This is a genomic window from Streptomyces globisporus (assembly GCF_003501885.1).
GTDB lineage: Bacteria > Actinomycetota > Actinomycetes > Streptomycetales > Streptomycetaceae > Streptomyces > Streptomyces globisporus_D.
On record NZ_QWFA01000001.1, the window covers coordinates 111,373 to 124,967 of the forward strand.

Below are 13,595 nucleotides of genomic sequence, written 5' to 3' on the forward strand. Positions count from 1 at the left end.
CGGGCGGTGCACTGCCGACGCCTGGAGCGGGCATAGGCAGCCCCTGGCGATCGCCCCTCGGAAGGAGGGCCGATCGCCAGGGGCTTTGCTGCTGCCTTGATCCTGAGGAGAAGCAATCAGCGGGAAAGCTGCGGAGGAAGGAGCCGGGAGCTCAGGCGCCGTCGAATCCGGTGATCAAAGCAGTGACCTGGGCGGGAGCCTTATCGAGGAGGAAGTCGTCGATGAAGACCACTTCCCGTACACCCCGACCGCTCGCAGACGCGGCTGCTCTGACAGCAGAGATCCGCGGAGACTCCATGCCTTCCTCGGCTGTCTCGAAGGGGCTCTTAGCTGCGACCCACAACCGCTCCTCGAAGAGGACCGCAGGCCCCGCCCCGCCGAGGTCTGGTACGAACTCTGCGTCGTCCTCCGGGAAGTCGCTGGCCCAGTTCTGCAGGAGAAGACCAGCCTGGCGTGGCTGGATGTCGCTCCCGAGGTCTCGGCCGGAGAGGATGCCGAGGAGGTCGCAGGCGAGGCGCCAGTCGAGGAGTGAGTGGTAGGCCATGTTGGTGTAGTCCCGGAGGCACTCGTAGCACGAGCCGCGGCAGTCGCTGCCATGGCTGCCCGTACGGAACTTCCCGATCATGCGGTTGGCAGAAGCCAGCAGCTTCTGGAAGACCTCAGGCTCGGCGAGGTGGGTGCAGTAGCCGGCGCCGTTGTCGAGGGTGTCGGAGAGGAACGCGAATGTCCGGGCCCGGCTGGTCGCCGAGCCGGCGCCGTGGATGCCTGCTGCAATCTCGTTTGGTTGGACCTGCAGGATGTCGCCAGCGGCGACGCGGAGGAGGGCAGCGAGCGAGTACCAGGCAGCGCGGCGGCCCGACCGGTCATCCGGGAAGCCCGTCGCCTGTGGAACAGAGGCGAGATTGAGGCGCAGTCCGTACTCGGGGAGCTCGCCTGCGGCGGGGCCGAGCAGGAAGAGATCAGTGTGCTGGACAGCGCCGATGGCTGTGCTGAGAGTGCCGCTGTTTGCCGTCCCGGTGTCCGATGCCAGCCAGGGGGCGTAAACCGCGGCCTCCGCCTCTACAAGGGCCCCGGACCACTGGCCGGTCGCCTTGACTGGAGAGAAGTGGAAAAGGCGTCCGCCGTTGTCGTTCACGGCATAGCGGCGGCCCTTGCCAGCATGGACGACCATGCCTGCTTCGGTAATACGCTGAGGGGCCCCCGACTCCATGTCGGCAGCTGTCTGGGGAGAGAGTGACCGGGCTCGCCAGGAGAAGTTTCCGTCGAAGTCACGCGCTTTGCCACCCGTGAAGAAGCCAGCGGGCTCGTGAAGCGAGATCTCCCGGTACGAGCCGTCCGATGCACCGCAGGCTCGGCAGGGCGAATTCTGGTCCTCGCTATCGGCTTCGGATGGCGGTTTCACGTCCTCGGCCAGGTGCCCGCAGGCGCGGCAGATACCGATCTGCCGCGCCTCGCCCAGGGGCTCGGCTACAGCTCTCGGCGTCCCACCCCCCGGTTCGTAGGCGACGATGCCGACTGCGGTATGGACCCTGCCGTCCTTCACCGTCTCCGCGCCGGGAGCGAACTGGGCAATGGCGATGTCGAGGGAGCGGTCGACGACCCCGGCTGGCGGCCAGGGGTAGGACTCGTTCGGCTTCTTCGTGTAGAGGTATCGGACCGAGGTCGGAAAGCCGAACATGGGGAGGACCCCCGCCTCGGCCAGCCTCTGGCTGAGGTCGCGGTGCCCTCGGGGGCCTTCTGCGATGGCGGTGACGTCCGGCACGAGGTCCTTCGCGATCCACTGGAGGGCCGAGGCCGCCGAGTCTCCGCCGCGTGTGAGGCTGGCCAGCGATGCGGCGAGATCGCGAATCTGCCCGGCCTCGGCAGCGATCCATGCTTCGACCGCATGACGCACGGCCAGCCAGTCCCGGGCCAACCCGAACTGGCCGTGGACATTGCGTGTGGGGTCGAGGGCGGCGTCGTCCGGGATGGAAGCGCGTACTGATTCGAAGGCCCTGCGCAGGACTTCGGCGGCGAGGACGCGCCGGTAGATGTCTTTCATCTCGGTGGAGAGATAAGGGGGCGGGGTGGGTGCGTCGGTGATGCGCTTCGGGTCTTGGAAGTAGTGCTCATCGTGGCTGCGGCCGCGGCATACCGTCAGCGCCAGCGCTACGGGCGTGTCGCGTCGCCCGGCCCGGCCCACGCGTTGCTGGTAGTTGAATCGGGTGGGGGGCATGTTGGCCATCAGTACGACGGACAGCGGCCCGATATCGACGCCAGCCTCCATGGTCGTGGTCACCGAGAGGACGTCGAGGGTGTCGGGGCGGGGGTTCTCCGTGTCGTCGAGGAAGACTCCTTGGAATCGGGCTTGGCGGCTCTGGGCCTCGATGCGGTCCGTCTGGCCGGTTAGTTCTGCGGTGTTGAGGCGGAACTTGCCGGCTTTGTGCTTGGCCATCCACGCGTAGTAGTCATCGTCCAACGGGGTGACGGGAGAAGCCCCGGAGGGCAGCTGCCCTCCGCACTTTGTACAGATGCCGGTGCCAGGGTGGAGATGGCGGCGGTGGCACCTGCTGCACGGCCAGGACAGGCCTTCGTTGTGGCGGAGGGAGACTTGCTCAGGTTGGATGACGTATTTGATCACGGCTTGTCCCCAAGCCTGCTCGGCGCGCCGCTGCACGTCGTCCTCAGAGAGCCCTGAGGCATCAGCGATCTTGCACCAATAGTTGCGCAGGGGGCGTGGAGGCGTGTCGGAAGGGGTGCGGAGGCCGGCGAACCGGCGCATGTGGCCGAGGACCCGCAGGCTGCCGCGGACGAGAGCGACACTCGAGGCTCGAGGGGCTTCCAAAGGCGCTTGGTCCGTTGCCAGAGTGAGCCAGCCGAGGCCGAGTGATTCGAAGTCCCTTCCAGCACTGCCGAACAAGCCCATCAGGAACTCCCCCCTGAGGGACTCCCGGATCTCGTCGCGGAGATCCCGCTGCCGTTCGCTGAGGATGCTGCCCGATTCATCGCGCACCTTGCCGCTGGGACTGTCGGGCCACCGATACAGCGACGACCAGGGCAGTGCAGGAGATCCTGCCTGGTAGCGGGTCTTCTGCAATGAGGCACTCGTCCCGCCGGGATTGACACCGAGGTGGACTAGTTGTTCGGCAACGGTGGCGGTATGGCTGTCCAGGCTCGGTACACGGCTGAGGAGCGCGTACAGCTCCGCTTCGGCTTCGGGACCGGGGTCGTCGGCGAGGTCGAGATTGTCAGCGGGACTCGGCTTCTGGAGCTTCTCCCATGCGTCGTATGTCTCAGGATCCCGAGCACGGAGGCGTGCGCGCGCCGCCTGGGCAGCTGCCTTATCAGCCGGAGCCGGTGAGGTTGTCCGTTCGAAGAACCCTTGGATAGTGGCGAGGTCGTCCGCCGGGCGACCCTGCTCAACAAGTTCTTCGGCAAGGAGGAGGCGCAGAAGGTCCTGGTAGTGGCGCAGCCCGAGGCCGGCCGACAGTTTGGCCGCGTCCTGGCGGCTGTCGGAGAAGACAACGGCCTGGGGTACCGGCAGCTGGGACAGGACACCGGTAGTGAGTACCTGGTTGACCTTCTCGAAGCCAGTGCGCATGGACCGTACAGGGGTACGGAGGCGTCGCGGGTCGCTCAAGCTGAGGCTTTCGCGGCCGAGACGTCGGAGCTCCCAGTTGTCTCCGCAACCCGGGCACTGGGTCGGTGCAGCCGGAAGGTCTTCGAGCTTGAGGCGGGCGCGCCGGTGTTTCGATTCCGGCACGCTGACATGGAAGGACCACCCGGTGTGGTTTCGGTGGTTGCGCAACATGCCGGTGCGGGGGTCGTAGAAACTGCGTTTGAACTCGAAGCCAGCGCTCATCGCGCCCTTGTCGGAGCTGGATTCCCATTCCAGCTTGTCTGTGGCAGGGTCCTGCTTCCGAGGCCAGTAGACGATGTAGTTCGCGGCGCTAGGGCCGAGGGGCGCGCCATTGGGAAGGGAGTTGAGATCGGGGAGGTCGGCGAGGAGCCCGGCTTCGAACGGCTTGCCCCTGCGCCTCTTGAAAGCGGATTCAGGGGCGTATCCTCCCAGGAGGACGTCGCCGCAGTTCTGGCAGTAGAGCAGTTCGAGGACCCTGGCGCCGCAGTCGCAGCGGGGGGTCGGACGGGAGTACAGCTTCCCGACGGTCCTGTCCTCGTAGGCCTGCTCTGGATTTTCGGGGCAGGCCGGATCAGAACAGGCCCAGACGCCGGGGATGTTGCGGAAGAACAGATGTGCGCGGAGCCGCGGCATCCCAGGTAGTTTCGTGCGCCGCAGTGCAGCCAGGACACCGGTCATGGCCGCTTCCTGCTCATCGCTCGGCACAGTTGGGAAAAGTCGGGCGGCTACTGCACTGTCGAAATCAGAAGTGAGGCGGTCGCCTTCCCTCAGCGCATTGGTGAGTGCGTTGCCGGCGCCCGACGTGGTGAGCAGGGTGTCTGCCGCAGCAGGGTCGGGATCCGCTCCGAGCTGCTTGAACGCGGAAGCATGGGGGGAGATGTCAGCAGAGGTTTCTGAGGGCAGGACCAGTCGACCCCCGAGCACTTCGAAGCGGTCGCGCTCGATGCCGAAGAACTCCTGGAGAAAGTCGAGATCCCGGGGAGCTTCGAGAGAGGCAGATGCTGCCATGACCCGGAACTTGTCCGGCCTCCCTTCGAGACCCAAGCGGTGGCGGAGGTTTCGCAGCAGATAAGCGATCTCTGTACCCGCCGTGCCGCGGTACATGTGGAGTTCGTCAACAACCAGGGTGAAGCGGGCATCGGGAACTTCCTCAAGCCAGCGGCGGGTCTTCTCGAAGACGGCTGCTTCGCGGGACCGCATTAGCATGACGTTCAGCATGCTGTAATTGGTGATCATGATGTCCGGGGGAGCCTGGAGCATGTCCCAACGGGAGCGCATTTCTCCACCATCAAGCCGTGGGATGAAGTACCGGCCGTCTCCTTCAGAGACCTGAGCCTGGCGTGACCTCTCCTCGGTCGCAGCGAACTCCTTTCGGAGGGTCCGGATGCCTGCCGCCGAGCCGATGTCGCCTGGAACCGGGGTTGCACCGGTGTAGCGGCCGAAGTAGAAGCGGTGGCCGGGACGGCGTTGTGCGAGCCACTCGCGGACGCAGTCGCTGTCCAGAGCCTTGCGGAGGCGCATCATCTGGTCGTCGACGAGCGCATTCATGGGGTAGAGCACCAGGGCGCGCACTGCGGCATGGCGGCCCTGCTCACCGGCGCGCTGGGCTTGGAATCCACCTGCGGGCGATGCCCACCAGCGGTTAGCAGGAAGGGAGGAAACCGGCCACGCCTCGGATTCGCGTACGAGGTCGGCAAGGATAGGGAGGATGAACGACTCTGTCTTGCCGGACCCTGTGCCGGCGGTGACAACTACATCACGCTGCTCCCGCACAGCTGCGATGAGAGCACGGTGCTGGTGCTCGTACAAGGAAGGAACGCCTTTGAGCAGGCCCAGTTCTGCCAGTTCAGCGAGGTGTGGGTGCGCACCTGCTTCGCGTACCGATTCAGAGATGCTGACCCCTGCCGAGACGTACTGCGGCCGGACTTCGATCAGCGGGCGCCGCCATGCCCCGCCATCGCGGTCGAAGAGCCGTCGCCGCTCCTTCTGGAGCTGATCGTTGGCGAGCCCGAAAGGCGTGTCGTAGTAGCGGAAGAGAGCATCCTTGAGGTGCTCGAAAGACCCGATGACGTCTAGCTCAGGGGCCTCTACTTCGGGCTGCGCGGCCGTTGCGTCATTCACTGCTGTCTCCGAGTACCTGTCCGAGGGAGTCTGCGATCTTCATAGCTACGATTTTGGGGACGTTGTCGTACGCGAGGTTCTGGGCCCCTTCGTTGATTCGCGGGGCGAGCCCGGAGCACATCGCGGCGACCCTGCGGTGCAAATCCGGCAGGGGATATCCCCAATCCACGAACAGGGTGCCGATGCGCTTCCTACCGCAAGCCTTCTCCGGAAGCCACCGCAGAACGTCGGCGGCGCTGTTCTGATCGGCGAGGACCGCGTAGACGCCGTGCTCGTGCGTGGTCTCGTACCAATCCCCGGAGCGGAGCACCTGGCAGACCTGCTTGCTGTCCCTCCGCTTCAGCCGGTAAAGACCGTCGTGCTGCGGGCGGCGAACCGGGAGGTACCGGCAGTGCTCGAAATCATATTGCTCCAGAGGCGCCCCGTATTCTGGCGCCGAGGTCCGTTCCACCAGAGCTGAGGACGGAAGCAGGGATGCGCCCTGGTAGGCGAAGCAAGGAGAGAGGACGGCACCCAGATCTGCTGCCAGTTCCGCGAGTTCGCCCTCTTCACCGAATCGGACGACGAGCGAGTCTGGGAGGGGAATGTCGCGAGGAGGCCGTTCCGCTGACGCGCGGTACAGCTCCACGAAACCATCCTGCAGGAGCGCCTCCAGGCGCCGTTCGAAGGCAGCAGTGCGGCTGCCTGTGAGAACGGCGAGCCCTTGGGCCCTCGGCAGCGGTGTGAGCACAGGCGGGGCAGCCGACCATCGCCGTCCGCTCCAGTCGATGTCGAGGTAGGCCAATGACACAGCGTCGCGCAGCCACCGACCGGGAGCACCTGTACCGATCTTGGGGCACGTTTTGGCCCCGAGCCACCACAGGCCTTGCTTGACCTCACCGAGGTCGCCTGCCCCCTCTTCGCTGAGCCATCGGAGCAGCAGATTGCCCGGCTTGTTCATTCTGCGTCCCGATCGCGTGTTCCAATAAATGCCTCGGCAGCGTGTACGTATGCGGACCAGCCAGCTTCGCTGCATTTACCTCCGGCACTGAGGATGGCGTATGCCCACCGGTAGTCCTCCCCGGATGGTTCGGGTGCGGGAAGGGGCGCATTGGGTGCCACTGCCCGCACCCACCAGCGCTGCGGGGTGCGGTAGACAAACCACACTGCCCCGTCTGGGGCCTCCGCCTCCAGCACCCGGCTCGCAGCTGCCTCAGGCAGCCGCTTCACGACCCACGGCGGGGTTTGCTGGCTGTGCACTGCGACAACGCCGCCGAACGGATCAAGAAAGAACGCCTCCAGGACTTCGCGCTTCACGATGACCGTGCGAGGCAGAGCCGTGTGAGCCGGGGCAGCAGCGCCTCTGACCCAGGCATCTGCGCTCCCCGTGTCGCTGACACGGGGAGCGGCGGTTCCGTCGCACTTGTAGCCGAGGCTCCCGGTCCCCTCCGGCAGCCTCTCGTGAAACCCGTCGTGCACGGTAAAGACCTGGCTGCTCGATGAGGTGCCTACCTCGTGCTGCCCCTCCTCAAGTTGAAGGCAGTTGAGAGGAAACGGAACCCGGGGGTCTGCCCGCAGTTTCGACGACTGCCCGTCGAGCGCAACCTCGACCGTGCCGTCAGAGGAGTTGGAGGCAGGAAGGAGGAGGTCCGGCTCGCCTCCTCGGAGGTAGTGCCCCGCAACGCCGGCCCCGGCCCGGTACTCGCGGGCAATACGCAGCCCGCCGATGAGCTTCGTGCGGTGCCGTACTTGAGGCTGCAGGACATGGATGTGTTCGCCTCCAGAGTCCAGGGTGGCCGTGAACGCCGTGCCATCGACAGCCCGGACGCCTTTGAAACTCCGCCACCCTGGGATACCGGGCACAGACGCCTCCCGGACAGTCTGGGTGCCGATTGCTCTGAGCATGGAGCGGACTTGGCCTGCCGCGGATGAGGAGGCGAGGATCCAGTGCTGCTCACCTGGCTCGAAGTACTCGGTGCTCACCCACTCGCCGAGATCGGAGTGCATGCGGAGCAGCACGACATCTTGCGGTACCCACTCGATAACGAGGTCGTCGCCTTGGAGGTGCACACCGAGACGGAGCTGTGCCTCTGATGGCTGCATCGACTCCAGCCCGGAGTACACATTGCCGTAATCGGTACGCAGGGTGAAGGATCGGCCATCATGGATCTGGACCGTGGTCTCCTCGATGCCCTCCGCAGCATCAGCGAGCCATTCCAGGCGCCGTCCGCGGTCCGTCACAGCGAGACGCAAACCAAGTGCCCGGCGCCGCTGCTTCCGATCGGGCTCATGAAGGGTCCCGTCCCATGCGCGCGCGAGCCGTTCAAGGAGCGAGACGATGAGTGGATCGCCTTTCTCGAAGTTCCCGCTTCCAGAGGCAAACTGCAGCTCTTCCATCATTCGCGGTGAGAGGCGGCGGTCTCGCCCCGCACTCCAAGCGGTCAGGCGCCGGAGGAGCTCCCGGCCCGGAACCTCCGTCGAGTTGCGTGGGCGGAGTCTCGTCGTCGCGAAGAAGCGCGTGAGCGCTTGACGGTCCGATCTGCGGACGAGTGCCTGCGAGACGGGGTACCCAACACGCCAGTAGAGCTCGTCAGTACTTACCGTGCTGGCGCCGTACAGTCCGCCGGCGTCCTCGAGCCAGGAGTCCAGCTCCTCCCACATCGCTGCCACATCATCCAGTGCCTTGTTGAGACGATTGGCTTTGTGGCCCTCCTGGGGAACACCGAACACCTGGTACCAGCGTCCGCGGAAGTTCGTACGGAGCATGCCGTCGGAGGTCGCCATGCGGGTGGCTGCTAGAACAGATGCGGCGAGCACAGGGAGGCTCGGCGGAGCGCCGTTACGCCCTTTGGCCGTCCATGTCCGGCATTGGCTCAGAACCCGCCAGAGAAGAGCCCGGTCCGAACCTTCCCAGTACATCTCGTCCGCGACCGCCTGGGCTAGCGGGGCATCGATGCCATTCCGCTCGGCGAGCTCACGCTCTACCTCGTCGTCGACGTACAGGACGGTGCTCTGCAGCGCATGGTCGGCACCGAAGAACTCTTCGGACAGCACTTCATGCCACTGGTCGTACGCTCGCATCATCTGCCTACCTCTGCCCACAGTGCCGCTAGCGGCTAGATTTTGTGGGGGACGTGCTTCTCACCGCATGCGGTTCCCCGCAGGCGTGCGCGCCCTACAGGCACGGTGTACTGGCGGGGCAACTGCATTGTGGGGCATGCAGAAGAGGATGGCGTGTGGTGGACGCACTTACTTGGCGAACAGTACGGGCATGCGGTGCCAGCTGTCATTGAAACTGGCGCGGTACCGACGCGACTGCAGGAGCGGGAGGGACTGTACGAGAAGCTGCCGGGTGAGGAGTACGAGATTGAAGACGATGACGGCAGCTTCTGGTGCAACGGTTGCCGAGCCCATTCCAGCAGAAGATGGAGCCGTGGTGCGCCGTAAACCATCCGCCAAGGTCGCCACTATCGGGGTGACCCGCACCAAGCTCGCCGTCGAGGAGGAGCTGGAGTGGCTGTTCCGCGAGCAGCCCACCGAGGACTACGGCATTGACGCGCATGCCGAGGTTGTCGACGGCGAGGACGTCCGTGGCCGACTGCTGGCCCTGCAGATCAAGAGCGGGATGAGCTGGTTCCGGGAGGCGGCGCCAGAGGGTTGGTGGTTCCGGCCGGACGGCGAGCACGTGGCCTACTGGCTCAACCACTCGCTGCCGGTGGCCGTGGTGCTGTACCACCCGGAGACGAAGCGCTGCCACTGGCAGTTGGTGAACCGCCAGACGCTCCAGGAGACATCCACTGACGGCTGGAAACTGCTGGTGCCGGAAGCCCAGGTGCTGGATACGAGCGCCCGAAAGACCCTGCGGGAGGCTGCCGAGGGCGATCCGTACGAGCTGCGTATCCGTGAACTGCAGCTGGCCAAGCCGTGGATGGAGCTGCTGGCCAGCGGCAAGCGGCTGGTGGTCGACATGGAGGAGTGGGTCAACAAGGGCTCAGGACGAGGCGACATTGGTCTAGGCATAGACAACGAGGACGGCAAGGAACCCGAGAAACTGGCCAGTTGGGGCGTGTTCCTTGGCCTCGCCAGCTACGCCGAGGTGGTGCCGAAGCTGTTTGCGTGGGCTGACGCCCAGGTGCACCCGGAGACGTACGACGGGACGGAGTACGACCAGTACAGAGCAGACTGCTGTATTTGGGACGATGAGGATGAGGTTTTCGCGGCGGTGCCGTTCGAGGAGTGGAAGCGGGGTCTAGATACAGAACGTATCCGGCCGTACCGCAATGGTGGTGGCGAGGTTGATTTCTACCGACTTGAGCTGACGCTCAACGAGCTGGGCAAGGCGTTCTTGGTGGTGGATAGGTTCGGGATGGAGGGCGGGAGGCTGCTGACGGGATGAATGGGTCTTTTCCATCTTGATCAGGTGGCGAGTTCGAGAGCGACGACTTCTCGGACGAGGGGCGTTGATCCGGGTGGTGCTGCAGCGAAGTTTTCGCAGGAGCCGCCAGGACTTGAGGATGGCCATGGCGCGTTCGCCGAGGCTGCGGATCTTGGTGTGATCGCGGTTGTGACGTCGTCGCCAGCCGCGCAGGTGCTTGCCCCGGATCGGGACACGGATCGCAGGGCCGGCACACTGGTATGCCTTGTCCGCCTAGCACTTGACGTCGTTTCGGCGAGGGCGGCGGGAACGCCGTGGACCCGCGCCGCGGTCAGGTCGTGCGTGGCTCCCGGCAAGGCGTCCTGGCGAACCCTGGGCACCTGACCTCGACCGCTCCAAGATCCCCGACAGAATCAAGCTAGTAATGCGTAGGTCAGGCTACGGGTCGCCAGGGACATTTCAGGGACTTTCAGCTCTGTCGGAGGGACATCCGAGGGAGTTTTCGCAGTACAAGCACGGAAGGTTGCGACAGCGCTGAAAGGCTCAGGGCTTCGGGCTCGCGCATCCGCGCAGTCGCTCCGCAGCGCTCCGGCAGGGCACCGGGTCGGCAGTAGAAGAAGAGGCCCTTCGGGGCCGCACACGGTCCTGACCTCGGAGAACGTGTCCGGGCGGGCCCGGTGGCGTGCGCGCCGGGCCCGCCGACGGGCGATCAGCTGTACGGGTAGAACCCCGACCCCGTCTTGCGCCCCAGGTGGCCCGCGTCGACCATGCGCTGGAGCAGCGGGGGAGCGGCGTACAGCGGCTCCTTGTACTCGGCGTACAACTGGTCAGCACTGCGTGTGGTCCTGTGGCCTGCGCTCCCGTCAGTGCATCCGGCGGCTTGTAGTTTCGAGTTTGATTGACGTTCAGTGGACCCTCTGTTGCTCCAGCCATTTGAAGACCTCAGCCCTCTTGTACAGGACCTTGGCGTTCCTTCCTCGGCCGAGTTTGTACCCTTTCAAGCCCAGTTTTGACGCCTCCCTGTACACCCAGCTCGTTGACATGCTGAGCATCGCGGCGACCTCGGAAGTCTCCACGAGGACGGCCTCGACGGGGTGATGCTCGCGTTGTGGGCTGTCTTCGGAGGGGCGTGGCTGCGATTCCATGAGGAGGCGCTCCTTGAGGCTGGGCGAATGACGAGTTGCGGGTTGCGTTCCGTGGTGGCTCGGGGTGGCGGGTGAGTCGTGGTCATGGTCGCGAGAGTCGTCGGCTTGGCCGAACCGGGATTCATTGTTAAGGCCGCCTCGAAACTTCTGGTGGAGCGCGGCCCGTGAGCGTCAGGGCCGTCGTCCTGCTGTCGAGGTGACGCTGATCACGAGTGCTCTTGAGGGGGCGCTGCGTAGGCTTGCGAGGGTCGTCGAGGTAGAGGCCAGGGGAGCGGGCGAGGCCTCCGTCGGTGCCTGATGGGGCGTCAGAAAAGTCAGCAAGTGGTCAGCATGAGTCCTGAAAAACCTGGGGAAAGCTGCCCGCACATGCGAATCGTTGTAGGGTGTCGGGACAGCACTTGACCTGCAAAAACGCAGGCAGGGAGCCTACGTCCAGGAGTACCTCAATGCTACGAACGATATTCAAGTCCAAGATCCACCGCGCCACCGTCACCCAGGCCGACCTGCACTACGTCGGGTCCGTGACCATCGACGCCGCTCTGATGGAGGCCGCCGACCTGCTGCCCGGCGAGCTGGTCCATATCGTTGACATCGACAACGGCGCCCGCCTGGAGACGTACGTCATCGAGGGCGAGCGCGGCTCCGGTGTCATCGGGATCAACGGCGCGGCCGCACACCTCGTGCACCCCGGTGACCTGGTCATCCTGATCAGCTACGCGCAGGTCGACGACGCGGAGGCCCGTTCCCTCGTGCCGCGGGTCGTGCACGTGGACGCGGACAACCGGATCGTGGCGCTCGGCACGGACGCCTCGGAGCCGGTTCCCGGGAGCCGTACGGAGCGGAGTCCGCAGGCCGTCGTCGCGGGCGGCTGAGAGCGCCGTCCGGGTCCAGGACCAGGAGAGGGCGGAAGCTGATGGCGGAGAACGCTGCTGTGGAGATCAGGGACGACCGGGAGCACGGCAACCTCGTGGCGTACGAGGGCGGTGAGTCGGCCGGGACCATCGCGTACTTCGCCATGGACCCGGCTCCCGGCGCGCTCGTGGCCGTCCACACCGTCGTCCGGCCCGAGCACGAGGGCAAGGGCATCGCGGGTGCGCTCGTACGGGAGTTCTATGCGATGGCCGCCCGCGAGGGCGTTCCCGTCGTTCCGCTGTGCCCGTACGCGGCGAAGTGGGCGCAGCGCCACCCCGATGAGGCGCCCGATGCGTCGGCCGAGCTCGTCCGGGAGGCGCAGCGGCAGCTCAGGAACCACCCCGAGCTGTTCTGACCGGCGGCCGAGGCGGAGCTTGTCGAGGCGGACCGGGGCGGATCACGCGCTCAGTTCCGTGGCCGACCCGCCCCGGCGCCCCAGGTCCTCGCGGATGTACCACTCGGTGCCCAGCACCTCGCGCTGAACGGCCGGAGTCAGGGCGGCGATCCGGCCGGGTGCCGCTCCTCGTTCCACCTCGCTCCGGTGCGCGAGGATCGCGGCCAGCTTCTGTGGAAGCCAGGGACGGACGTCGACCGTCGTGGTGATCCAGGCGTCCTCCGAGCAGTACAGCGCCTCGGCCGGGGTGCCCGACCGGGCCAGCCGCCCGCCCACCACGACGGCCGCCGAGCGGGGGTGGGTGGCGAGGTACAGGGCGCTCGGCTGCCAGGGGGCGCCGGCGCGCGGACTGAACACGGGGAGTCCGGCGGCCCGCACCGCCGGCGCGGTGATGCGGGGGGCGTGGACATGGTCCGGGTGGCCGGTCATGCCCCCGTAGGCGTCCGTCGTGATCACGATCTCCGGGCGTATGTCACGGATGTGGCCGACCAGGGCCGCCACGGCTTCGTCCAGCGGTGCGTCCAGGAACCGGCCGGCCCGGGGCCGACTCCGGTACGCGGGCGCCCGCGTAGCCGAGCAGCTGCGGGGTGCCCGCGCCCAGGGCGTCCAGGGCCCGGGCGAGCTCGGCCGCCCGATGCGTACCCTCCGCCCAGGTCGCCGTGACCACCGCCGTACGCGCCCCGGTCGCCCCGTGCCGGGCGAGAACGCCTCCGCAGAACAGGGCCTCGTCGTCCGGATGGGCGTGGACGGCGAGGACACTCGGCAGGGGCATGGGGGCACCTCTCGCAGCGGTGGAGGCGATTCCGGATCCGGGCGGCTCCGGCGTCGTGCCCGGAGTTCTGCCCAGTCCGGGCGGGCCTGTACCTACGTCCACGCGCTCCTCGGTCACCGGGTGTATGTGTGGACTCGGCAGGCGCGGGCAGCCGCACCGGGAGACGGTGGAGGAAAGCTCCATCTGTCCTTTTCGTGCCGTTGTGGAGGATCGCGATGACCCACCCGTACCCCGACCCCGTACCGCCCTCGCCGACCCCTCCCCCCGTGCCGGGCCCG

At 66.3% G+C, this 13,595-nt stretch carries 7 protein-coding genes and 3 pseudogenes; 3 read left to right on the forward strand and 7 right to left on the reverse strand.

What is annotated here, in order from left to right:
- Positions 1-151: 151 nt before the first annotated feature.
- Genes D3105_RS00465 through D3105_RS00475 form a run of 3 tightly spaced genes read right to left on the reverse strand, consistent with a single transcriptional unit; the run spans position 152 to position 8,803 of the window.
- Positions 152-5,740 (reverse strand): DEAD/DEAH box helicase, encoded by a 5,589-nt coding sequence (locus D3105_RS00465; protein ID WP_118899023.1) that lies wholly within the window; start codon positions 5,738-5,740, stop codon positions 152-154.
- Positions 5,733-6,680 (reverse strand): hypothetical protein, encoded by a 948-nt coding sequence (locus tag D3105_RS00470; RefSeq protein ID WP_123947552.1) that lies wholly within the window; start codon positions 6,678-6,680, stop codon positions 5,733-5,735. The genes D3105_RS00465 and D3105_RS00470 overlap by 8 nt, the downstream gene beginning before the upstream one ends.
- Positions 6,677-8,803: a hypothetical protein gene (locus D3105_RS00475; protein ID WP_118899024.1), complete on the reverse strand. Its 2,127-nt coding sequence runs from the start codon at positions 8,801-8,803 to the stop codon at positions 6,677-6,679. Before D3105_RS00475 ends, D3105_RS00470 begins: the two co-directional genes overlap by 4 nt.
- 292 nt (positions 8,804-9,095) lie before the next feature.
- Between D3105_RS00475 and D3105_RS00480 the strand changes: the two genes are divergently transcribed.
- On the forward strand, positions 9,096-10,115 hold the full coding sequence (locus tag D3105_RS00480; RefSeq protein WP_240646755.1) for a DUF4365 domain-containing protein: 1,020 nt from the start codon (positions 9,096-9,098) through the stop codon (positions 10,113-10,115).
- Positions 10,116-10,253: 138 nt separating this feature from the next.
- Here the strand turns inward: D3105_RS00480 and D3105_RS35835 are convergent.
- The 3 genes and pseudogenes from D3105_RS35835 to D3105_RS00495 all read right to left on the reverse strand — a co-directional run.
- A pseudogene (locus D3105_RS35835) lies at positions 10,254-10,334 on the reverse strand (IS5/IS1182 family transposase); the annotation flags it as partial.
- Between the two features lie 469 nt (positions 10,335-10,803).
- Positions 10,804-10,926 (reverse strand): annotated as a pseudogene (locus D3105_RS00490) (3-hydroxyacyl-CoA dehydrogenase family protein); the annotation flags it as partial.
- Between the two features lie 73 nt (positions 10,927-10,999).
- Positions 11,000-11,239 (reverse strand): helix-turn-helix domain-containing protein, encoded by a 240-nt coding sequence (locus D3105_RS00495; RefSeq protein WP_073868618.1) that lies wholly within the window; start codon positions 11,237-11,239, stop codon positions 11,000-11,002.
- A gap of 446 nt (positions 11,240-11,685) precedes the next feature.
- Here D3105_RS00495 and panD point away from each other — a divergent pair, with 446 nt between their 5' ends.
- On the forward strand, positions 11,686-12,111 hold the full coding sequence (panD, locus tag D3105_RS00500) for an aspartate 1-decarboxylase (protein WP_118899026.1): 426 nt from the start codon (positions 11,686-11,688) through the stop codon (positions 12,109-12,111).
- A gap of 41 nt (positions 12,112-12,152) precedes the next feature.
- Positions 12,153-12,506 (forward strand): GNAT family N-acetyltransferase, encoded by a 354-nt coding sequence (locus tag D3105_RS00505; protein WP_118899027.1) that lies wholly within the window; start codon positions 12,153-12,155, stop codon positions 12,504-12,506.
- Positions 12,507-12,548: 42 nt separating this feature from the next.
- On the opposite strand, the pseudogene D3105_RS00510 reads toward D3105_RS00505, so the two are convergent.
- Positions 12,549-13,317 (reverse strand): annotated as a pseudogene (locus tag D3105_RS00510) (PIG-L family deacetylase).
- Between the last annotated feature and the right edge of the window lie 278 nt (positions 13,318-13,595).

What these genes read in the sequence shown, in the direction of transcription:
- D3105_RS00470 (WP_123947552.1), bottom strand. Translation starts at nt 6,680, where the DNA reads ATGAACAAGCCGGGCAATCTGCTGCTCCGATGGCTCAGCGAAGAGGGG.
- D3105_RS00475 (WP_118899024.1), bottom strand. Translation starts at nt 8,803, where the DNA reads ATGATGCGAGCGTACGACCAGTGGCATGAAGTGCTGTCCGAAGAGTTC.
- D3105_RS00480 (WP_240646755.1), top strand. Translation starts at nt 9,096, where the DNA reads ATGACGGCAGCTTCTGGTGCAACGGTTGCCGAGCCCATTCCAGCAGAA.
- D3105_RS00495 (WP_073868618.1), bottom strand. Translation starts at nt 11,239, where the DNA reads ATGGAATCGCAGCCACGCCCCTCCGAAGACAGCCCACAACGCGAGCAT.
- panD (WP_118899026.1), top strand. Translation starts at nt 11,686, where the DNA reads ATGCTACGAACGATATTCAAGTCCAAGATCCACCGCGCCACCGTCACC.
- D3105_RS00505 (WP_118899027.1), top strand. Translation starts at nt 12,153, where the DNA reads ATGGCGGAGAACGCTGCTGTGGAGATCAGGGACGACCGGGAGCACGGC.